Here is a 20741-nt window from a genome sequence, read left to right as displayed (position 1 = left end):
CGGTGGCTCGGGGAGATTGGCGATGACACAGCAAGCCGAACCTGCGCGACCGACGGTTGCCTACAAGGTCCTGACCGCAACGCAGATGAGCGAACTCGAACAAGTCGGCACGTTCGCGGGGGCGCCGATCGATCTCGCCGATGGCTATATCCACTTGTCCACCGCCGGGCAGATCGACGAAACCGTGGTCAAGCACTTCTCCGGGCAGGATGATCTCCACGTCGGAGCGATCGATCTCGAAGCTTTGGGCGATGCGGTGCGCTGGGACCCTTCGCGCGGCGGGCAACTGTTTCCGCACATCTATGCCGCGCTGCCACTGTCGGTGGTGATCGCTTACGGCCCGCTGGTGCGCGATCATGCCGGCCGGATCAGGCTTCCGGTCGCCGAGTAAGGCCTGCCAGAACCCTGGTGCAGATCAGGAATTGCCCGAAGTAGTATAGCGGCCACACCAGCAGACGGGGGATCATGCTGCCCGCCAGCGGCCCCATCCGTGCGAAGATCAGCAAGTCCGAAGCCGCGAACAGCAATGCGCCGGTGGCCACTCGGCCGCGCGGGAACTGGCTGAGCCAGGCCATCGCGGTCATTGCCGAGAGACCGGTGGCGTAAAGTGCAACGTTCGCGGCGCTCGAACGGTCGGTTGGCAAGGTCCACGCGATAGCCGGAACGATCAGGAGGATCGCCGCCGCCAAGGCAAGATCACCTGATCGCGCTGGCCGTCTGCGGTTCATCGCATAAAGCGCGATGGCCACGACGTGTCCGACAAGGAACAGCCCTGCCCCTGCTGTCAGGCTCCGCTCGATCGCTACGTCACCGCCCGCGCCAAAAGCCATGACCATTGCCAGCAACGCTGCGTCGCGGCGCGCCTCCGGGTGGCCGATCGCGAAAACCAGCGCATGGACCGCCAGCAAGGCCACCCCTGCCCCTTTCCACGCCACCAGCAATGGCCCGTGGTTTTCGGCGCCGGCAACCAGCCAGAAGCTGGCGCCGAAGACCAGGCTCGCAACCAGCCAGATTGTCCATTCGCGCCTGCGCATCGCTGCCCCCTCTGCCGTGTCCGTGCGCGATCATGGGGCTTGTGACAAGGCGATGGCAATGCCAGTGCGGGCTCCATGACGCATCAGGTTCATATCATCGGCGGCGGTCTCGCGGGCAGCGAGGCGGCGTGGCAACTCGCGCGGCGAGGCGTGCATGTGCGGCTGTCCGAAATGCGCGGGACCGGAGAGCGGTCTCCAGCGCATCAGGGCGATGCGCTGGCCGAACTGGTTTGCTCCAACAGCTTTCGTTCGGACGATGCGGAAAAGAACGCGGTGGGGCTGCTCCACCAGGAAATGCGCGATCTCGATTCGCTGGTGATGGCGGCGGCTGCCATTGCGCAAGTCCCGGCCGGATCGGCGCTGGCGGTCGATCGGGACCGCTTTTCCGCGGAAGTCGAGGCTGCGCTGGCAGCCCAGCCGACGCTGACCGTGGTGCGCGAGCGGATCGATCATCTGCCCTCGGAAGGCCTCACGATCGTGGCCACCGGCCCGCTGACCGCGCCGTCGCTGGCCGAAGCGATCGGTGCGGCAACCGGCGCGGACAGTCTTGCATTCTTCGATGCCATCGCGCCGATTGTCCACCGCGACAGCGTGGACATGGATGTGGCGTGGATGGCCTCGCGCTGGGACAAGGGTTCAGGTGAAGACGGCGAGGGCAAGGACTACATCAACTGCCCGATGACCCGCGAGCAATATGCCGCGTTTCACCAGGGCCTGATCGACGGCGAAAAGACCGAATTCCGCGAGTGGGAAGCAAACACGCCCTATTTCGATGGGTGCATGCCGATCGAAGTCATGGCCTCGCGCGGGTTCGAGACGTTGCGCTTCGGCCCGATGAAGCCGGTCGGGCTCGACAATCCGCACTGGGCGACGGCCGAACATCCCAATGGCCGCTGGCCGCATGCCGTCGTGCAATTGCGGCAGGACAACCTTCTGGGCACGCTGTGGAACATGGTCGGCTTCCAGACCAAGCTCAAGCACGCCGAACAAGTCCGCCTGTTCCGCACGATCCCGGGGCTGGAAAACGCTGAATTTGCGCGATTGGGCGGGCTGCATCGCAACACCTTCCTCAATTCGCCGCGGCTGCTCGATCGGCAATTGCGGCTGAAATCGGCGCCGCACGTGCGCTTTGCCGGGCAGATCACCGGGTGCGAGGGCTATGTCGAAAGCTCGGCCGTGGGGTTGATGGCAGCGCTGATGAGCGCCAGCGAACTCGCCGGCCAGGACTGGACTTCGCCCCCGCGCGAAACCGCGTTCGGAGCGTTGCTGTCGCACATCACCGGCGATGCCGTGGCCGAAACCTACCAACCGATGAACGTCAATTTCGGGCTGTTCCCGCCGGTCGACGAGACCGTCAAGAAAAAGCAGCGCAAGGAGGCCTATACCGGCCGCGCGCGGACTGCGTTCGCGGCATGGCGGGCCGCAGCGGAACTGGTGCCCGCCTGACGGTCAATCGCCCGGTGGCGCCGCGCATTTGCACTTCTGCTTGCGCTTTGCAGGCTTCTTCGAGGCGGCAAGTTCCTGCGGGCTGATCACGCCGTCGCCGTTCAGGTCCATCTTCTTGAACCGCTTGCGGGTCGCAATCGACCATTCGTCGAAGCTGAGCAGGTTATCGCCGTTGATGTCGAGCTTCTTGAATGCCTTGACGCGCGGAGCGAGCAATTCGGTGGTGGTGATCCGCCCGTCATGATCGCGGTCATAACGATCGAAGCGGCGCTGTTCCTTGCTCGCTTCGGTTTCCTCGGGCAGCGCGGCGCCGCGTTTGCTGGCGTGATCGGTGGGCAGGCCTTCGGGCGATTCGGCCAGGTCGGCGTCGGCTTGTTCTTCTTGGGCAGCCGCGACTTCGGGCGGTGGCGCGTTGCGTTCGACCGCCGCGCGGCCCTGCCACCAGAACACCCCCGCCGCCACCATCAGCAGCGCCGCCAACCCTCCCAGCAAAGTCCGGTTCATGCGCGATGGCTCCGCAACAATCCGGCCACCTAGGGTCAAGGCAGTCCGTTGCGGGACTGTCTAGCCTGCCACACCGCCTTGCAAAGTGTCCGATGCTGCCAAAACGGCAGGACCCGTCAACGGCCTGTCAGCGCCAACCGTAGCAAGGCGAGCGCGTCGCCCAGCGGTTGGGTCGAACCGCCCCGCCGCGCAGCCTCGCGCAAAGCCAGCATGCGCAACACCGCCAGAGGGCGCATCGGCCTTGGCAACGATCGATTGCGCGTGTCGGTCCCTGGCGCCAGCCAATCCCGCGCGGCGGCTTCGATCGCGGGTGCAGCGTCGACCTTCAGCAGCCGGGCGAGCGCCAGCATGGCCAGGACGCGTGCTTCGGCAAGCGCCCGGCCCGCATCGTCGGCGACCAGCAACGCCTCCCAGCCATCGACCAGCCCTACCAAAGCCCCGCGCTCGCCATCCCACGGAGCCAGCGCAGCGAGCAGAGGCTCGCCTGTGGGCCAGTCTGAGGCCGGCGCATTCAGCCGATCACGCCACCACGCCAGCCGCAACTGCGCCATCATCGGTTGCGATGTACGCCTGCCCGCGTCTGCCAGCCGGGCTTCTAGCGCGAAATATGCAGACCATAGTTGCCGATCGGCAGCCAGTGCGTAAGCCAGCGCCAGTCGGGCCGGCGGGTGTTGTGGATCAAGGATCGGGGTTTCTGCGCTCACGCGCGGTTCCTGCGCAATCTGGCCGACCGGCGCAAGAGCAGCCGCGAAGGATCAGGTGCAAGGCGTGGTCTTGGTTCCGGTCAGGCCCGCCGACAAGTTGCGGCTGTCACGCGTGATGAAGGCGCCTTCGTGTGCGAAGCGTTGTTGCGGCATGAACATCGTGCCAAACAAGCCATTGTAATTGTAGTAAAGTTCAACGAACATTACCGCCTGATTGTTGCTTGCGGCTGGGGCCGAAACCTTGACCGCGCCGCTGCCCAGGCTGGTGATCGTGGCCCCGCTCAGCCCGTTTCGCGTGGTGTCGTTGCCATAGACCGACTGGACCGCAAGGTTGCCGATACAGCGCTGCCAGTGGATATATTGCTTGCCGGTCGATGGATCGGTTTCAAGGCTCGACAGGATGACGCGGCCATTGGTCTGGAAATTGTAGGCCGCCCCCTGCTTGAGCACGCCGTTCATGACCGAGGCGACGTCGGCCTCCGTCACCGTCGGGGTCACGGCAGAGTTGTTGGTCTGTTCGAGACGCGAGGCATTGTCCGCAGCCGATAGCGCAATCTGGCTCATCTCCATGTTGACCGAGGCTTCGTATGCGATTTCGGTGCCGAAGAATGTAAGGGTCAGCAACAGCGGCAGCGTCAGCGCGAATTCGATCGCGGCCGCGCCCGAGGTCGATCCAAGCAGCGCGCGCATTAGGCCGGGAACGCGACGCGTGGCGGTGAACTGCATCAGCACGTACCGGTAACCGTTCCGTAGCTGACCTGGTTTGCGAACGGCTGGTTCTTCTTTACCGCGCTTGATGTCAGGGTGATTTGTTGGCGGAATGCACCGGCCACAAGCGGAATGGCAATGACCGGCGTGTAAGCTGCGGTGACCGTGTAGATCACGACGTCGTTCGCACTGCCGTTGCCACTTTCGCCGATGTCGGAATCCCAATGGCCGTTGCCGTTTTCGTCAACGTAAGGTTCGCCGTTGTCGCAGCGGCCGTTGGCATTGCTGTCGGTCCACTTTTCCTTCCGGCTGATATCGGAAAAATCGTAGTAGTTGGTGCGGGTCGAGGTGATCGTTGCGCCTGGCAGGACCGGGGTTACGGTGTCTTTCACGAGCTGATCGGTTGTCGTGGTGTTGGCCGTTTCAAGCGCCGAATTTCGCGCCGCCTGCTGCACGGCACCGTTCAGCACAGATTGGCCATATGCCATCTGGCCAAGGTCGATCACGCCGAAGATCAACATCAGGAAGACCGGGATGACCAGCGCAAACTCGAGCGTCCCGGCGCCAGAATTGTCCATTGCCAAACCGCGCATACTAGTGGTCCCGGCGCGCAGGCGAGTGAAAGCCACGTTTTCGATCATCCCGAAATCCTCAGTTCACCGATCTGCTTGGCGATCTGCTGGAACGCAGTGTTGATTTCGGACGAGGTGTAGGCGGTGTACGAACTGTTGGGCGAGGCACAGTACGAAAGATCCGAGGTCAGGGCGCTGGTGTAGCCGATCACCCAGATGCGGATGCCCTTGGCCTTTACCGCATCGCAAATCGCGCGAAAGCGGGCCTCGTGCAGCGCGTTGGCATCGTCGGTGCCGTTGGTGGTGATGCGCTTGTCGTGTGCCTCGATGCCGTAAGCCTGGTACTCGTAGTTGTAAGAATTGGGGATGCCGTCGGTCATGTAGATGATGTGGCGTGCGACATTGCCCGCATTGGTCGGCGCGGTGTTGACCAGCGTGGACCAGATGCCGGTGGGCGAACTCAACCGAGCGCCCCAGATCATGCCGATGTCATGGTAGGTATCGCCGTTGGGGGTCAACGTATCGACATAGCTGTTGAACGTCGTCTGCGTCCAGCTTTGCAGCGTCTTTGCGGCGGCCGGGCAGGCATAGCCCGGGCTGTTGCCGAAGCTGCCCAGCACGATGTCCTGCGCATATGTCGACGCACTCGATGAACCGGTGCGCATGGTGGTGACTGTGGGCCACATCGGCGCCCATTTGGTAGACTCGTTGCTGGTTGGTGCGGAATCGATGTCAAGGTCGGTCGCGCCCGAGGGGCTGATTGCGCCCGATCCGGCATCGAACGTGACCGTGGTCGCGGGCACGGTCGCGCGTTCTTCGATGCACCCGTCCCAGGTCGATGTCTGCGTAGCGCCGCCCGAACCCGTTGGCGTGTTAACTGGGGCGAATGTGTTGAACACCGAGGTGTCATACTTTACCAGCTTGAAATCGTAGTGGTCGAACGAGGTGTAGTTCGTGGTGCTGGATACCGCACCGACTCCCGCGTCATAGGTGTAAACCTTGCGCGCACGATACGAAGTGTAAACATACATGTAATAGCTGTTACCGGAATGCCAGCACGAATAATTCTGGAGCGTCTGCGGGGTTGAGGTGATCGATGTCGCCACGTTTTCGTTGTACCAATTGCCATTTTTTCTCATTGATGTGTTGGCATTGGTCGTCGTTGTCGTCCCATTTACCCAGTTTGATGACGGATAGGCGGCCATACAGGCATCTTGATCTGAATAGGCTGTAGTCGAATATTGTGACACGCTGCCGTTGTAAGTGCTATTGTACTGATAGATATTCTGCGGAACCGTTGTCGTGTAGTTGGCAAAATCAACGTTGGTTCCAGAATCGAACAGCGGCACCACGGACTGGTAGCCGTGGCTGTCTGCCAGATAGCTGTTGTTGAGCGTGTTGAGCGCAGCGCCCACATTGACCGTGGTGCTATATGGCACGAATGCATAGCGCACTCGGGCATTGGTGTTTGCGACGGTGGTGTTGAGCGTCACCCAGAAATTCTTCACTGCGGCCTTGAGCCCGGTGATCTTGACCGTACCGTCCGACATCGTGTCGCTCATCGAACCCGTCGTATCGAGCACGAAGGTCACGTCCGAATTGCCGATGCCCATCGTGCCGGTGCATTTCGAGGTCAACACGATCGAGGTCTTGCCGAACAAGTGCATCATCAGCATCGGTACGGTCGTGGTCGCCGAACCGTTTACGGTGTTGCCGCTGTCGGGCGTGGTTGTGGTCAGCGTGGTGGTGTTGGCTTTACTGCCCTGCTGGGTCTCGTCGAAGTTGGCCTTGAAATAAGTCTGTGCGGTAGCTTGCGCATTGGTATCGTAGCCATTGGTCATTTCGGCGCGGCGCCCCGCCAGAACGCCCGCATCGCAAGCGCTCTGCAAGCGGTTCTGGGCGTGATATACGCGGCTGAGATCCACGGCACTGCCAACCAGCGCGGTCAGCACGAACACGCTCATCGCGGTCAATGGCAGGATGTTGCCCGCGGAATCGCGAACCAGTGTTGCCAACCCTTCAGCGATCCGTGCGGTCGATGACTTGCCCAAGCGCATTGCGGTCCTGTCCAGATTCCAACTTGCTAGGGGTCTTATCGGTCGGACAGCTAAAAATTCGTTAAGAATTGCGGCACCTTGGCGCCGAACCGCGCCAGTGTCCGGGGCAGGGCTCCCGTCGATATCATTAGGCCGGACACCACAAAAACCGCCGTTAACGACCGCCGCTTACTCTTTTTCCGGTTGTTAAGGGTTGGCGGTTAACCAGCCTGCGATGCCATCCGACAGCGACCCATCCGGCCACGCGCGCCCATCGCATTCGACGCGCTATTGTCCTTGGCCGATTTCCAGGTCGAGTACTCGGCCGACCACCGGCAAAAACCCCGGCCTGTTCGCGCGGCTGCTTGCCGATCGGGCGGGCAATATGATCGCGCTGATTGCAGCGGCGTTGTTTCCGCTTCTGGCGCTTGTCGGCAGCAGCATCGACATGGGGCGGCTTTACGTCGTTCAGTCGCGGCTCCAGCAAGCCTACGACGCCGGGACGCTGGCCGCACGTAAACAGGTCGCGGGCATGGCAAATTTCAACGCCACCAGCGGCGACGATCAGCTTACCGCCATCAACCGCGGCAGGATGCTGTTCAAATCCAATTTTCCCGATGGCATGTATGGCGCGCGGAACCTGGCGTTCAACGTTACGGTCAACCCGGACTTGTCGATCAAGGGTACCGCGAGCCTGATCGAGCCAACGACCCTGATGGCCATCTTCGGGCTGACCAGCGTGCCGATGGCGATCACCTGCACCGCGCAGATGACGGTAACCAACACCGACATCATGATGGTGCTCGACGTAACCGGATCGATGAACGAAACGCTGTCCGGGGATAGCCAGTCGAAAATTTCGGCGGTGCGCAAGGTCGTCAAGGATTTCTGGAGCCAGACCGCCACCAACCAGGTGCCGGGCACCCGCATCCGCTTCGGGTTCGTGCCCTATTCCACCAATGTCAACGTGGGCGGCGTGCTCAAGGACGAATGGGTCGTGCCGAATTGGACGTACCAGTCACGTACGCTGACCAATACGTCCGATGCCAACGGTACTTACAGCTTCTACACAGCGATCTCGCCGGTGTCGGGCACCTCGAGCAGCAACGTCGACCAGAGCTATCCCGCGAGCTTCGATCTGTTCACCTTGAAATTCAAGTGCAAAAACCCTTTGCCGCCCAGCACGGGCACGCCCAGCATCGCGCAGACCGGTAGCGAGACAAAGCCCTTCGCCGGGCCACCGGCGGGAACCAGCACGGTCTTGACGTATCAGCGTACCCGCAACGGCGCGGACTACAGCGTCGCCATGCAGGGCCTGACGTGCATCGTCACGAAGACAACTTACCTGAACTACGTCGATACGTGGCAGTATATCACCAATCCCGCGCAGAAGTCGAACGTGAAGTGGAGCTATCAGCCTGTGACGCTTTCGACAGCAGGCTGGCGGACCGATTCGAACGGCTGCATGGAGGAGCGCGCCACTTACGAGATCGATGATTATGCCAATGTCGATCTCGGCCGGGCGCTCGATCTTGTTCTCGACCGTGTCCCCGATGCCAGCAACCCGGCAACGCAATGGCGTCCCCAATACCCCGACCTTATATATGAACGGCAGCTCGACTGGTCTGGCGGCGGCAGTTTCGACACCGGTGTGAAGGTGACCAACGATGAATATATCGCACCCGGTGAAGCGGGCTTTGCAGCCTGTCCGCCGCCCTCGAAGAAGTTGCAGGTCTGGGAGGCGGCCGATCTCGACGGCTATCTGACAAACCTGGTTGCTGCGGGCAGCACGTACCACGACATCGGCATGATCTGGGGCGGCCGGCTGATTTCTCCGACCGGCCTGTTTGCCAGCGAAAATGCCGATGCCTCGCCGTCGAACACGACCAAGCGCAACGTCATCATGCTGACCGACGGCCAGACCGCGCCGCTGGATATCAGCTATGGCACGTATGGTGTGGAACCGCTCGACCAGCGGCGCTGGACACCCAATTCTCCAATCTCGCTGACGCAAGTCGTGGAGAAGCGCTTCACTTATGCGTGCAACGCAATCAAGAACAAGAACATCACCGTGTGGTTCATCGCCTTCGGCACCACGCTCAACCCGATCATGACCGATTGCGCGGGCCCAGGTCACTCGTTCAGCGCTGCCAACAGCACCGAACTTGCCGCCGCATTCGCCCAGATCTCCAAGGGCGTCAGCAACTTGAGGATTTCGGGATGAGCCAGTTCAGGCTACCGGCACATCGGTGGTGCCGCGCTCTTGGGTGCGACAAACGCGGCGTTACCGTGGTGGAATTCGCACTGCTCGCCCCGGTGCTGCTGATCAGCCTGCTCGGGATTTTCGACATGGCCTACACCATGTATGCACAAACCCTGCTTCAGGGCGCGTTGCAGCAGGCCGCTCGCAATTCCACCATCGAAGGCGCGGCGGGTTCCACGGCAACGATCGACGCCGCCGTGACATCGTCGGTGCGCACCGCGATCATCGACGCGACCGTTACCTTCAAGCGCAAAAGCTACGCCAGCTTCAGCAAGGTGGGGGTTGCAGAGCAGTTCACGGATACCAACAGCAACGGCACGTGCGATGCCGGCGAACCGTTCGAGGACGTCAACAACAACGGCGGCTGGGACCGGGACCAGGGCAGCATCGGCCTGGGCGGCGCGCGCGACGCGGTGCTTTACACCGCAACGATGACCTTTCCGCGCGCCTTCCCCATCGCCGGCTTCATCAATATCCCGACCAATGTCACGGTGAACGGCAGCACCGTGCTGCGCAACCAGCCTTATGGCCTGCAGCAAAGTTCACCCCCAACCGTGAGGTATTGCCCGTGAGGATGTTGGCAATGATCCCCAGGACACTTTTGCGCAACGCCCGCCGTCGGCTCGGCATACTCGGGTACGCGCAATCGGGGGTTGCCGCGGTAGAGTTTGCGCTGTCGCTGCCGTTGTTGCTGATCGCGGGCCTTTATGGCGTGGAAACCGCCAACCTTGCGGTTACCCACATGCGGATAAGCCAGATCGCGATGCAGATTGCCGACGATGCCTCGCGGATCGGCGACCAGTCAGCGCTCCAGAACAAGAAAGTTTACGAAAGCGATATCAATGACTTGCTGCTGGGCGGGCAGTTGCAAGGGGGCGGGCTCAATGTGCTTGGCAACGGCCGCGTGATCATCAGCAGCCTGGAAGTCGTGCCCAGCACCACCAACCAGTACATCCATTGGCAGCGCTGCAAGGGCGTGCTGAACGTGTCGTCGGCGTATGGCAGCCAAGGCACGGGCACGGCCGGCGGTCTCAACGGCATGGGTCCGGCGGGCAACATCGTCACCGCCAATACCGGCGACGCCGTGATGTTTGTAGAAATCACCTACAATTACCAGCCTATCGTCGGAACCATGTTCGCGACCAGCCGGACGATCAGCACCACGGCATCGTTCAACGTCCGCGACAGCCGCGACTTGTCACAAATTTACCAGCTCGATGCCAGCAACCCCTCACCCGTCGCGTCGTGTTCTACCTATACGGCAAGCTGACCTTTCAGCTCAGCGGTAGCAGACCTTCCTGACCGCCTCGACAATGCGTGACGCATCGATCAGCGCCAGCTTTTCCAGATTGGCAGCATAAGGCAGCGGCACGTCTTCATCGCATACCCGCAGCACCGGCGCGTCGAGATCATCGAACCCCTCGGTCATGCAAATGGCGATGATTTCGGACGCGATCGAGCACGTCGGCCAGCCTTCTTCGGCCACGACCATGCGGTTGGTGCGCGACAGGCTTTCCAGCACCGCCGCCTTGTCGAGCGGCCGCAGCGTGCGCAGATCGATGACTTCGGCGTCGATCCCTTCCTCGGCGAGCACCCGCGCGGCTTCGAGCGAATACTGCACGCCGATCGAATAGGTCACGATCGTCACGTCCTTGCCCGGCCGGACGGTGCGCGCCTTGCCGATCGGCAGCACGAAATCGTCCATCGCCGGAACGTCGAAGCTCTTGCCGTAGACCAACTCGTTTTCGAGGAACACCACCGGGTCCTCGCTGCGGATTGCCGCCTTGAGCAAGCCCTTGGCGTCGGCCGCATCGTACGGCGCGATCACCACCAGCCCCGGCACCGAGGCATACCACGGCGCATAGTTCTGGCTGTGCTGCGCGCCTACGCGGCTGGCTGCGCCGTTGGGACCACGGAACACGATCGGGCAGCGCATCTGCCCGCCCGACATGTAGTTGGTCTTGGCCGCCGAATTGATGATGTGATCGATCGCCTGCATCGCGAAGTTGAAGGTCATGAACTCGATAATCGGTTTCAAACCGCCCATCGCCGCGCCCGAACCGATGCCGGCAAAGCCGTATTCGGTGATCGGCGTATCGATCACGCGGCGCCCGCCGAATTCGTCGAGCAGCCCTTGCGTGACCTTGTAGGCGCCCTGGTACTCGGCAACTTCCTCGCCCATCACGAAGACGCGATCGTCCTTGCGCATTTCCTCGGCCATCGCATCGCGCAAGGCTTCGCGCACGGTGGTCGAGACCATCGGAGTGCCAGCGGGAATCTCCGGGTCGGCGGCAGAAACCGCCGCCTTGGCCGGAGCGGGCTTGGCGACCGCAGGCGCAGCAGCAGCTACCGGTTCGGCAGCTTTCGCAGCCGGCGGCGGCGCGGATGCTTCCTCACCTTCCCCACCGATCGTCGCGATCACGGTGCCGACCTTCACATTCTCGGTCCCTTCGGCGACCAGCAGCTTGCCGACCGTGCCTTCATCGACCGCTTCGAATTCCATCGTCGCCTTGTCGGTTTCGATCTCCGCGAGGATATCGCCAGACTTGACCACATCGCCTTCCTTGACCAGCCACTTGGCGAGCGTGCCCTCTTCCATCGTGGGGGACAGCGCGGGCATCTTGATTTCGATTGCCATCAGTACTGCTCCACCAGGATGTCGGTGTAGAGCTCGTGCAGCTCCGGTTCGGGCGAGGATTCGGCGAAATCGGCGGATTGACCGACACGCGCGCGAATGGCCTTCTCGATCTCCTTGAGCTTGTCCTCGGTCACCCCGCGCTTGAGCAGTTCGGCCTTGGCGCCATCGATCGGATCGTGGTTTTCGCGCATTTCCTGCACTTCTTCGCGGCTGCGGTACTTGGCTGGATCGGACATCGAGTGCCCGCGATAGCGGTAGGTCTTGACCTCCAACAGCACCGGCCCGTTGCCGCCTCGCACGTATTCCAGCGCCACTTCGGCAGCCTGGCGCACTTCGAGCACGTCCATTCCGTTCACGTCCATGCCGGGGATGCGGAAGCCCGTGCCGCGCCGGTAAAACGCAGTCTCTGCGCTGCCACGGCTGACCTTGGTGCCCATGGCGTAGCCATTGTTTTCGATCACGAAAATGATCGGAAGCTTCCACAGCGCTGCCATGTTGAAGCTTTCATAGACTTGGCCCTGGTTGGCCGCGCCATCGCCGAAATAGGCCATGCACACGCCGCCATCGCCCGAATACTTGTGTCCGAACGCAAGGCCGGTGCCGAGCGAGACTTGCGCACCCACGATGCCGTGCCCGCCGAAAAAGCGGTGCTCGGTCGAGAACATGTGCATCGAACCGCCCTTGCCCCGGCTGATCCCCGCGCCGCGCCCGGTCAATTCGGCCATGATCACGTTGGGATCGATGCCGTAAGCGAGCATGTGACCGTGATCGCGATAGCCGGTGATCACGCTGTCCTTGCCCGTCGTCAGCGCCGATTGCAGCCCGACCGCGACCGCTTCCTGGCCGATATAGAGGTGGCAGAACCCGCCGATGAGGCCGAGACCGTAAAGCTGGCCGGCCTTTTCCTCGAAGCGGCGGATCAGAAGCATCTGTTCGTAGAATTCGAGAAGCTGTTCGTCGGAAGCATCGAAGCGCTTGTTGTTCGCGTGCGCCTGCTGAAGGCTGCGCAGCGCGAAGCTTGCATCATCGCCAGCCACACCGCCCTGCGGCAACGCGGTTTCGCCGGTGCTGCCGGTGCCGGATTTCGCCGACGCTTCAGGAGATGCTTTCGCGCTTGCGGGCGCGGGCTTCTTCGCGGCGCGAGGCCTTGCTGGCTGTGCCAAGTTTACGAATCCCCCCTTGGATGGTGAGTTGGGTGGTGGTGCGCTGCGGCGATACCGCGTGCTCGATGATCGACGTATAACCTTGCGTCTTGGCTGCGCAACGCCCGTGCGGGGCACACTAGCAAATAGCAGGCGCGGGGCAAGTGGCCGATCACCCGCCGCGCAGCAATTGCACGCCCCAATCGCGCTCGAACAGATAAAGCAGCAGCCGCGCCGCCTGGCCCCTGAGACCATCCAGCCCACCATCGCGATCGATCAGCAGCCGCGCATCATCGTGCGCCAGCGGCAAAAGCCGCGCGATCTGCTCGAAATCCGCGACGCGGAACGGCGTGTCGCCCGATTGCCGCGTCCCCAGCAGTTCGCCGCCGCCGCGCAACTTCAAATCTTCCTCGGCCAGCCTGAACCCATCCTGGCTTTCGCGCATCAAGGCCAGCCGCGCGCGACCCGTCTCGGACAGCGCGGCCGAGCGCAGCAACAGGCATGTCGACTTGTCTGCCCCGCGCCCGACCCGTCCGCGCAACTGGTGCAATTGCGCGAGCCCGAAGCGCTCGGCCTGTTCGATCACCATCAGCGTGGAATTGGGTACGTCGACCCCGACTTCGATCACCGTCGTCGCCACCAGCAGTTGCGCCGCGCCGCTGGCAAAGCGCTCCATCGCGGCGTCCTTGACCTGAGGCCGAAGCTGGCCGTGGACGAGTTCGACCGTGTCCCCGAACCGCACCTTCAATTCGGCATGGCGCGCTTCGGCGGCGGCAAGATCGGCGCCTTCGTTCTCGCGCACCATCGGGCACACCCAATAGGCCTGCCCACCGCCCGCCATGTGCCGCCCGACACTGTCGATCACGTCTGGCATCCGATCGATCGCGACAACGCGCGTATCGATCGCCTGCCGGCCGGGCGGCATTTCATCGAGCCGCGAGACATCCATCTCGCCATATTGCGCCAGCGTCAGCGTGCGCGGAATCGGCGTCGCGGTCATCGCCAGGCAATGCGGCATGCGGCGCCCTTTCTGCGTCAGCAACAGCCGCTGGCCCACACCGAAGCGGTGTTGTTCATCGATCACCACCAGCGCGAGATTGCGGTACTGCACCGCCTCCTGGAAGATCGCGTGTGTGCCGACGCAGATCTGGATCGAGCCATCGACCAGCCCCATCAGCGTTGCCTCACGCGCCTTGCCCTTGTCACGCCCGGTCAGCAGCGCCACCGTAACCCCCGCCGGCGCAGCCATCTTCCGCAGCGTTTCGTAGTGCTGGCGCGCAAGTATCTCGGTCGGCGCGAGCATCGCCGCCTGCGCCCCGGCTTCAACCGCGATCAGCATCGCATGGAGCGCCACCGCGGTCTTGCCCGATCCGACATCGCCCTGCAGCAAACGCAGCATCGGCGCGCCTTGCGCAACATCGCCCTCGATCTCGGCGATCGAGCGCGTCTGCGCACCCGTCAGCGCGAAGGGCAGTTGCAACCGCGCGCGCAAGCTCCCGTCGCCATGCAAGGGCGTGCCGGTGCGCTTGCGGTTCGCCGCCTTGACCAGCAGCAGTGCCAGGCTGTTGGCGAGCAGTTCGTCATAAGCCAGCCGGTCGCGCGCGCCGGGATGCTCGCTTTTGTGCGCGAGCGTCATGGCGTCACGCCACTTGGGCCAGTCCATCTTCGCAATCAGACCCGGCTCGATCCATTCGGGCAGTTCGGGCAGGAAGGTCAGTGCCTGCTGCACCAGCGCGGCGATGCGTGGCTGCGTCAGCCCATCCGACAACGGATAGACCGGCTCGACCAATTGCCCCAGCGCCGCGCCGCTTTCCATGCCGAGATGATCGGGATGGACCATCTGCAACATCTGCCCATACTGGTCGAGCCGCCCGGCCACCCAGCACGTCTTGCCCAGCGGCATCTGCTTCTTCGCCCAGCCCGCGTTGCGCCCGAACCACGCCAGCGTGATCGCATTTCCCGCGGCGTCGTAAGCTACGATGCGGAACGGGCCCCTGCCCGGCGATGAGCGATGTTCGCGCGGGGTTAGCGCGATAACGATCTGCTCGCCAACGCTGGCTTCATCCAGATCGGCCACCGCGCGCCGCGTTACGAAACGGTCGGGCAGATGATAGGCCAGATCCCTGATCCGGGTAAGCAAAAGCTTTTCCAACGGCCGCGCCAGCCCCGGCCCCACGCCTTTCAGCGAGTCCACGGCGGCGAACAGCGGGTTGAGCAGATCGGGGCGCATCGCACGCCTGATAAGCGCTGCGCACGAAGGGGCAAGTGGCCGCGACTTGCAACGGCCGGGCCGCTGGCGTAGCGGGCCAAGGATGTCGTCGCCCGCCACCCCGTTCTTGGCACGCTCCAAACGCCTGCGCTTCCGCGCCTGGCACCGCGGCACGCGCGAATCCGATTACCTGTGCGGGTGCTTCTTCGATCGCTTCCACGAAAGCTGGAGCGAAACCGATTTCGACTGGTTCGAAGCGCTGCTCGACGAAGAAGACCCCGACGTGCTGAGCTGGATCATGGGCACCGAAGCGCCGCCTGCGCGCTACGCCGGGGCGCTGATGGATGCGATGAAGCAACTCGACTACGTGACCATCCCGCGCTGATCCTCGCGCGCCTGAAGTTTTCCACAAATGCCAGATCTCAACCGCATCCTTTCCGCCACGCGCGCGCTGACGCTGTCCTCGGTCGCCCGGGGCGCGCAGCCGCTGGTCATGGCCGACATTGCACGTGCCGCCGCTGTGAAGGGCGGCCGCGCGGTCTTCATCGCGCCCGACGAGTCTACAATGCGCAGCATGGTCGAAGCCGCCAACTTCTTCGCGCCCGAACTCGACGTGATCGAATTCCCCGCGTGGGATTGCCTGCCGTTCGACCGCGCCAGCCCCGCCATGTCGGTTTCCGCGCGACGGCTGGCGGCGCTGCAACGCCTCCAGGGTAAGCGAAATGGCGCGCAACTGCTCGTCACCACGATCAACGCCCTGCTCCAACGCGTGCTCACCCCGTTCCGCATCCGCGAGGCGACGCGGCTGCTCGAACCGGGCATGGAAATCGGCCGCGAGAGCCTGATCGCGCTGCTCCAGCGGCAGGGCTACACCCGCACCGACACTGTGGTCGATTCGGGCGAATACGCGGTGCGCGGCTCGATCTTCGACGTCTATCCCAGCGGGCTCGATCACGGATTGCGGCTCGATTTCTTCGGTGACGAACTCGAAACGCTGCGACTGTTCGATCCGGGCACGCAGCGCAGCGTCCAGCCGGTCCAGTCGCACCTGCTGCTCCCGGCCAGCGAAGCGCTGCTCGACGAAGACTCGATCAAGCGCTTCCGCACCCGCTACCGCGAACGATTCGGCGCCAAGGCCACCGAAGATCCGCTCTACCAGGCGGTCAGCGATGGGCGCCGGCTGGCGGGCATGGAGCACTGGCTGCCATTGTTCGAAGACCGGCTGGTCCCGCTGTTCGATCACCTTGCGGACGGCGACGTGCTGGTGATCGACGCTGCCGCCGCCAAGGCTGCCGAGACGCGGCTGGCCGACATTGCTGATTATCACGCCGCGCGCACCGAGGGCGCCGCCCGGTCGCCCGGCAAATACCGCCCGCTGCCCGAGACCGCGCTGTACCTTTCGAAGGCGGAACTTGAGCAGGGCCTGCAAGACTGGCCGGTCCACCGCACCACGCTGTTCGCCGAGCCCGAATCGGCCAGCGTGATCGACTTCGGCTTCACCAGCAGCCGCGATTTTGCGCCCGAACGCGCCGCGATTGCCAACCAGCAATCAACCGGCAAAGCTGGCGGCACCATCTACGAAGCCGCCGCACGCCATCTGTCGGGCCTCGCCGTCCAGGGCCGCAAGCCGATCATCGCCGCCTACACCGAAGGCTCGCGCGCGAGGCTCTCCTCAATCCTGGCCGAAGCCGGCAAATTGCAGCCAGTGCCTGCCGAATCTTGGCAGGAGGCGCTCGGCCTCGCCGCCGGGGGCCGCCCGGTCGCGGTGGTGCTGCCGCTCGAACAGGGTTTCGCCAACGCCGAACTGGAATTGCTGACCGAGCAGGACATTCTCGGCGACCGGCTCGTGCGCCGCAAGAAGAAGCGCAAGGATTCGGACGCCTTCCTCGCCGAATTGTCAGCGCTCAATCCCGGCGATCTGGTTGTCCACCGCGATCACGGCATCGCGCGCTACGTAGGGCTGGAAGCGGTCAACGTCGGCCAAAGCCCGCACGATTGCGTCCAGCTTTCTTACTCGGGCGGCGACAAGCTCTACATCCCAGTCGAAAACCTCGATGTGCTTTCGCGCTACGGTTCGGAATCGGATGGCGTCGCTCTCGACAAACTCGGCGGCGAGGCGTGGCAGCGGCGCAAGGCGCGGATGCACGAACGCATCCTCGAGATGGCCGGCCAACTGATGGCCACCGCGGCGCACCGCGCGCTGCGTTCGGGCGAAGTCCTGCCGGTCGACCCCGCCAGCTATGGGCCTTTCGTCGATCGCTTCCCATGGGACGAAACCGACGACCAGGAACGCGCGATCGAGGATGTGCTGCACGATCTGGCCGAGGGCAAGCCGATGGACCGGCTGGTCTGCGGCGATGTCGGCTTCGGCAAGACCGAGGTTGCCTTGCGCGCCGCGTTCGTGGCGGCGATGGCTGGCTCGCAAGTTGCGGTCGTCGCGCCCACCACGTTGCTCGCCCGCCAGCACTATTCGAATTTCGTCGAGCGCTTCAGCGGCTTTCCCATCGAGATCGGCCGCCTCTCACGGCTGGTCCCACCCAAGGAAGCGACACAGACCAAGGAAGCGCTCACCGCCGGCAAGCTCGACGTCGTCATCGGCACCCACGCGCTGCTGTCGAAATCGGTCGAGTTCAAGAACCTCGGCCTCGTCATCGTCGATGAGGAACAGCGCTTCGGGGTCACGCACAAGGAACGGCTCAAGGAACTCAAGGCCGACGTTCACGTCCTCACGCTCACCGCCACGCCGATCCCGCGCACCTTGCAGATGGCAATGAGCGGCCTGCGCGAATTGTCCACGATCCAGACCCCGCCGGTCGATCGGCTCGCCGTGCGCACCTATGTCATGCCGTGGGACGACATGGTGATGCGCGAGGCGCTGCTGCGCGAACACCAGCGCGGCGGGCAAAGCTTCATCGTCGTGCCGCGCATCGCCGACATGCCCGATCTGGAAGACTGGCTGCGCACCCACGTGCCCGAAGTCCGCGCCATTTCCGCGCACGGCCAGATGAGCCCGACCGAGGTCGAGGACCGCATGGGTGCGTTCTACGAAGGCCGCTACGAAGTGCTGCTATCGACCACGATCATCGAATCGGGCCTCGATATCCCCAGCGCCAACACCATCATCATCCACCGCGCCGACCGCTTCGGCCTCGCGCAGTTGTACCAGCTTCGCGGCCGCGTCGGGCGCGGCAAGATCCGCGCCTATTCCTATCTGACTTACCCCGAGAACTCCGCGCTCGGCGAAATCGCCGAGAAACGCCTCAAGGTGCTGGGCGATCTCGACAGCCTGGGCGCGGGCTTCCAGCTTGCCAGCCACGATCTCGACATCCGCGGCGCGGGCAACCTGCTGGGCGACGAGCAATCGGGCCATGTCCGCGAAGTGGGCTTCGAATTGTACCAGTCGATGCTCGAGGACGCGATCCTGGCCGCGCGCGCGGGCGACATCGGCCTGGCGCGCCAACGCGAGACGCTCAGCCCGCAGATCACGGTCGATGCCGCGATCATGATCCCCGAGGACTACGTGCCCGATCTGGCGGTGCGGATGGCGCTTTACCGCCGCATGAACGACGCCGAAGGCTCGGACGCGGTCGAGGCGCTCGCCGCCGAAATGATCGACCGCTTCGGCCCGCTGCCGCCGCCAACGCAGAACCTGCTGCAACTGATCGAGGTCAAGCGCCAGGCGATCGCCGCCAATATCGCCAAGATCGACGTCGGCGCCAAGGGCGCGCTGGTCAGCTTCCACAAGGACAGCTTCCCCGACCCCGCCGGCCTGATCGCCTATGTCGAGCGGCTGAAAGGCACCGCCAAGCTGCGGCCGGACATGAAACTGGTCATCACCCGCAACTGGGGCAACGCCGAAGCGCGGCTCCATGGACTGATCCAGTTGACCAAGGGGCTGTCGGTGATTGCAAGGCGGGCGGCGAAGAAGGGTTGACGCTGGGAAAGTCCACTACTGCGATGGCTAAATTGGCTTCGGATCATTCGCACTTGATTGCTCTCTTTTCGCGCTGGCTCGCCCACAACCCAAAGGCTAAAATTCCTGCGGCAAGAGCCATAACCAAAGCAGCCAAAAGGATTGGAAAAAGAGTGCGATTTAGCTTCGTTTTGCCATCTATTTGCGGCACGGTCGTATAAGGTGCCGGGAGTGCGTGACTTGGTTCTAAATGGTTGTAGATGACATCGACAGCCATCCCCGGAGTCAGTTTTTTGAGTTCTGGAGCGAATAAGATTTCCGAGTAGCATTGGGTCAACGTCTGACCTTCTCGCGTCTCATAGCGAAATCTTGCTGGGCAGTTTTTGCCACCTCTCATTTCAAGGATTTTCCCCGGCGCTCTGATACCGTGTTGCGCAAGTTCCGCGCGCAGATTTGCGTTGGCGTTTACGCCATTGTAAACTACCGATCCAAAGTCGTGCAGAACATAAAGTACGCAAAGTAAAATACCAAGTATTTGCCCCGTTGGGCGCAACCAACCCATACTTTTTTGTCTATCCTTGCTCATTTCAGTCATCTCCGGAGAAGTAATTGAATTAGCATGCGCATTTACCGATGCTCTCGCGGACTTACGAATTAGGCGCAATCACCCCCGCCAAAGCCTCCCCCCCAATCGGCCCCGACCGCAAGAACCCCTGATACACATCGCACCCTTCCTCGCGCAGCACGGCGAGTTGGGCTTCGGTCTCGATCCCCTCGGCCACCACCTTGAGGCCCAGCGCGCGCGCCATGGCGATGATCGCGGAGAGGATCGCGCGGTCGCGCGGATCGGTGGCGACGTCGGCCAGCAGCGTGGCGTCGAGCTTGAGCGTGTCGAGCGGCAGCGCCTTCAACATGCGGAAGTTGGCGAAGCCCGATCCGAAATCGTCGAGCGCAATGCCCACCCCCAGGTCCGCCATCTGGCGCAACGCGGCGGCGCTACTGGCCAGATCGGCAATCAAGGTCTGCTCGGTAATTTCGAGCGTCAGGCACGCCGGATCGAACCCGCTCGCGGCAATGATCGCGCGCATCCGCTCCGCAAAGTCGGTCGCGGCCAGATCGGCGGCGGTGACGTTGAGCGACAGCCTGAACTGGCCTGCTTTTGCCCAGCCCGCCGCCGCCGTCATTGCCTGCGCCGCGATATGGCGCGAAAGCTGGGTGACGTGATCGCCCCGTTCGGCGATGGCGAACAACGCCTCGGCACCGATCCGGCCAAGTTGCCGATGATCCCACCGCACCAGCGCCTCGGCCCCGATCAGCACATCATCGGCCACCGCATATTGCGGCTGGAACAGCACCGCGATCTGCGAACCGCCCTGCTCCTCACCCAGCGCGCCCAGCAGATCGGCCTCAAGCCGCGCCGCGCTGCGCCCCCTCGCCCGGTGCGAACCATCCGCCCAGATCAACCGCTGGCCCGGCCGTGCTTCGAGCGTGGATAAGGCCTGATCGAGACGATCGAGCAGCACAGAAGCCCCCTCGCCCGGCAGCCCGCGCAACAAGGCAACCCGCGGGCGC

18 protein-coding genes are annotated in these 20741 nt (G+C 63.2%); 7 read left to right on the top strand and 11 right to left on the bottom strand.

The window, feature by feature from the left end; translation table 11 throughout:
• Positions 1–22: 22 nt before the first annotated feature.
• Positions 23–391 carry a DUF952 domain-containing protein gene (locus Q0R16_RS07300; protein WP_295634385.1) on the top strand — a complete coding sequence of 123 codons (369 nt, stop codon included), beginning with the start codon at positions 23–25 and terminating at the stop codon, positions 389–391.
• On the opposite strand, the gene Q0R16_RS07295 is transcribed toward Q0R16_RS07300, so the two are convergent.
• Entirely contained in the window at positions 369–1034 is a 666-nt protein-coding gene (locus Q0R16_RS07295; protein ID WP_295634276.1) for a lysoplasmalogenase family protein, read from the bottom strand. The genes Q0R16_RS07300 and Q0R16_RS07295 overlap by 23 nt on opposite strands.
• A gap of 75 nt (positions 1035–1109) precedes the next feature.
• Between Q0R16_RS07295 and trmFO the strand changes: the two genes are divergently transcribed.
• Positions 1110–2480: a methylenetetrahydrofolate--tRNA-(uracil(54)-C(5))-methyltransferase (FADH(2)-oxidizing) TrmFO gene (gene trmFO / locus Q0R16_RS07290; RefSeq protein WP_295634273.1), complete on the top strand. Its 1371-nt coding sequence runs from the start codon at positions 1110–1112 to the stop codon at positions 2478–2480.
• Positions 2481–2483: 3 nt separating this feature from the next.
• On the opposite strand, the gene Q0R16_RS07285 is transcribed toward trmFO, so the two are convergent.
• The 5 genes from Q0R16_RS07285 to Q0R16_RS07265 all read right to left on the bottom strand — a co-directional run bounded on the left by Q0R16_RS07285 (position 2484) and on the right by Q0R16_RS07265 (position 6983).
• A complete protein-coding gene (locus Q0R16_RS07285) occupies positions 2484–2984 on the bottom strand; it encodes an EF-hand domain-containing protein (protein WP_295634270.1) in 501 nt (166 codons plus the stop codon).
• 116 nt (positions 2985–3100) lie between these two features.
• Positions 3101–3688: a hypothetical protein gene (locus Q0R16_RS07280; RefSeq protein ID WP_295634268.1), complete on the bottom strand. Its 588-nt coding sequence runs from the start codon at positions 3686–3688 to the stop codon at positions 3101–3103.
• A gap of 51 nt (positions 3689–3739) precedes the next feature.
• The gene (locus tag Q0R16_RS07275) at positions 3740–4378 is read right to left on the bottom strand and encodes a TadE/TadG family type IV pilus assembly protein (protein ID WP_295634265.1); all 639 of its coding nucleotides are present in this window, start codon (positions 4376–4378) and stop codon (positions 3740–3742) included.
• A gap of 35 nt (positions 4379–4413) precedes the next feature.
• A complete protein-coding gene (locus tag Q0R16_RS07270) occupies positions 4414–4974 on the bottom strand; it encodes a TadE family protein (RefSeq protein ID WP_295634262.1) in 561 nt (186 codons plus the stop codon).
• A gap of 59 nt (positions 4975–5033) precedes the next feature.
• Positions 5034–6983 carry a TadE/TadG family type IV pilus assembly protein gene (locus Q0R16_RS07265; protein ID WP_295634260.1) on the bottom strand — a complete coding sequence of 650 codons (1950 nt, stop codon included), beginning with the start codon at positions 6981–6983 and terminating at the stop codon, positions 5034–5036.
• Between the two features lie 406 nt (positions 6984–7389).
• On the opposite strand from Q0R16_RS07265, the gene Q0R16_RS07260 reads away from it, so the two are divergent.
• From Q0R16_RS07260 to Q0R16_RS07250, 3 genes are all read left to right on the top strand, one after another.
• On the top strand, positions 7390–9228 hold the full coding sequence (locus tag Q0R16_RS07260; RefSeq protein ID WP_295634257.1) for a pilus assembly protein TadG-related protein: 1839 nt from the start codon (positions 7390–7392) through the stop codon (positions 9226–9228).
• Positions 9229–9296: 68 nt separating this feature from the next.
• A complete protein-coding gene (locus Q0R16_RS07255) occupies positions 9297–9839 on the top strand; it encodes a TadE family protein (RefSeq protein ID WP_295634254.1) in 543 nt (180 codons plus the stop codon).
• Between the two features lie 11 nt (positions 9840–9850).
• The gene (locus tag Q0R16_RS07250; protein ID WP_295634251.1) at positions 9851–10537 is read left to right on the top strand and encodes a TadE/TadG family type IV pilus assembly protein; all 687 of its coding nucleotides are present in this window, start codon (positions 9851–9853) and stop codon (positions 10535–10537) included.
• 9 nt (positions 10538–10546) lie between these two features.
• Here Q0R16_RS07250 and Q0R16_RS07245 read toward each other — a convergent pair whose 3' ends face one another.
• The 3 genes from Q0R16_RS07245 to recG all read right to left on the bottom strand — a co-directional run bounded on the left by Q0R16_RS07245 (position 10547) and on the right by recG (position 15277).
• Complete coding sequence (locus tag Q0R16_RS07245; protein ID WP_295634248.1) at positions 10547–11905, bottom strand: pyruvate dehydrogenase complex E1 component subunit beta; 1359 nt, start codon at positions 11903–11905, stop codon at positions 10547–10549.
• A complete protein-coding gene (pdhA, locus tag Q0R16_RS07240; RefSeq protein WP_295634381.1) occupies positions 11905–12915 on the bottom strand; it encodes a pyruvate dehydrogenase (acetyl-transferring) E1 component subunit alpha in 1011 nt (336 codons plus the stop codon). The genes Q0R16_RS07245 and pdhA overlap by 1 nt, the downstream gene beginning before the upstream one ends.
• A gap of 304 nt (positions 12916–13219) precedes the next feature.
• On the bottom strand, positions 13220–15277 hold the full coding sequence (gene recG / locus Q0R16_RS07235; protein WP_295634245.1) for an ATP-dependent DNA helicase RecG: 2058 nt from the start codon (positions 15275–15277) through the stop codon (positions 13220–13222).
• Positions 15278–15359: 82 nt separating this feature from the next.
• Here recG and Q0R16_RS07230 point away from each other — a divergent pair, with 82 nt between their 5' ends.
• Positions 15360–15641: a succinate dehydrogenase assembly factor 2 gene (locus Q0R16_RS07230; protein ID WP_295634242.1), complete on the top strand. Its 282-nt coding sequence runs from the start codon at positions 15360–15362 to the stop codon at positions 15639–15641.
• 27 nt (positions 15642–15668) lie between these two features.
• Complete coding sequence (mfd, locus tag Q0R16_RS07225) at positions 15669–19190, top strand: transcription-repair coupling factor (RefSeq protein ID WP_295634240.1); 3522 nt, start codon at positions 15669–15671, stop codon at positions 19188–19190.
• 43 nt (positions 19191–19233) lie between these two features.
• Here the strand turns inward: mfd and Q0R16_RS07220 are convergent, their stop codons facing one another.
• Positions 19234–19764 (bottom strand): DUF3592 domain-containing protein, encoded by a 531-nt coding sequence (locus tag Q0R16_RS07220; RefSeq protein WP_295634237.1) that lies wholly within the window; start codon positions 19762–19764, stop codon positions 19234–19236.
• A gap of 52 nt (positions 19765–19816) precedes the next feature.
• Positions 19817–20741: EAL domain-containing protein (locus Q0R16_RS07215; protein ID WP_295634232.1), on the bottom strand; the 925-nt coding region annotated here is incomplete at its 5' end.

This window comes from Novosphingobium sp. (genome assembly GCF_025351285.1).
In the GTDB taxonomy this organism is placed as follows: Bacteria; Pseudomonadota; Alphaproteobacteria; order Sphingomonadales; family Sphingomonadaceae; genus Novosphingobium.
This window is presented reverse-complemented; position numbering and strand designations above follow the sequence as displayed.

Coding starts and splice junctions, on each gene's coding strand:
- Q0R16_RS07300 (WP_295634385.1), top strand. CDS start 23: ATGACACAGCAAGCCGAACCTGCGCGACCGACGGTTGCCTACAAGGTC.
- Q0R16_RS07295 (WP_295634276.1), bottom strand. CDS start 1,034: ATGCGCAGGCGCGAATGGACAATCTGGCTGGTTGCGAGCCTGGTCTTC.
- trmFO (WP_295634273.1), top strand. CDS start 1,110: ATGACGCATCAGGTTCATATCATCGGCGGCGGTCTCGCGGGCAGCGAG.
- Q0R16_RS07285 (WP_295634270.1), bottom strand. CDS start 2,984: ATGAACCGGACTTTGCTGGGAGGGTTGGCGGCGCTGCTGATGGTGGCG.
- Q0R16_RS07275 (WP_295634265.1), bottom strand. CDS start 4,378: ATGCGCGCGCTGCTTGGATCGACCTCGGGCGCGGCCGCGATCGAATTC.
- Q0R16_RS07270 (WP_295634262.1), bottom strand. CDS start 4,974: ATGGACAATTCTGGCGCCGGGACGCTCGAGTTTGCGCTGGTCATCCCG.
- Q0R16_RS07260 (WP_295634257.1), top strand. CDS start 7,390: ATGATCGCGCTGATTGCAGCGGCGTTGTTTCCGCTTCTGGCGCTTGTC.
- Q0R16_RS07250 (WP_295634251.1), top strand. CDS start 9,851: ATGATCCCCAGGACACTTTTGCGCAACGCCCGCCGTCGGCTCGGCATA.
- Q0R16_RS07245 (WP_295634248.1), bottom strand. CDS start 11,905: ATGGCAATCGAAATCAAGATGCCCGCGCTGTCCCCCACGATGGAAGAG.
- recG (WP_295634245.1), bottom strand. CDS start 15,277: ATGCGCCCCGATCTGCTCAACCCGCTGTTCGCCGCCGTGGACTCGCTG.
- Q0R16_RS07230 (WP_295634242.1), top strand. CDS start 15,360: ATGTCGTCGCCCGCCACCCCGTTCTTGGCACGCTCCAAACGCCTGCGC.
- mfd (WP_295634240.1), top strand. CDS start 15,669: ATGCCAGATCTCAACCGCATCCTTTCCGCCACGCGCGCGCTGACGCTG.
- Q0R16_RS07220 (WP_295634237.1), bottom strand. CDS start 19,764: ATGACTGAAATGAGCAAGGATAGACAAAAAAGTATGGGTTGGTTGCGC.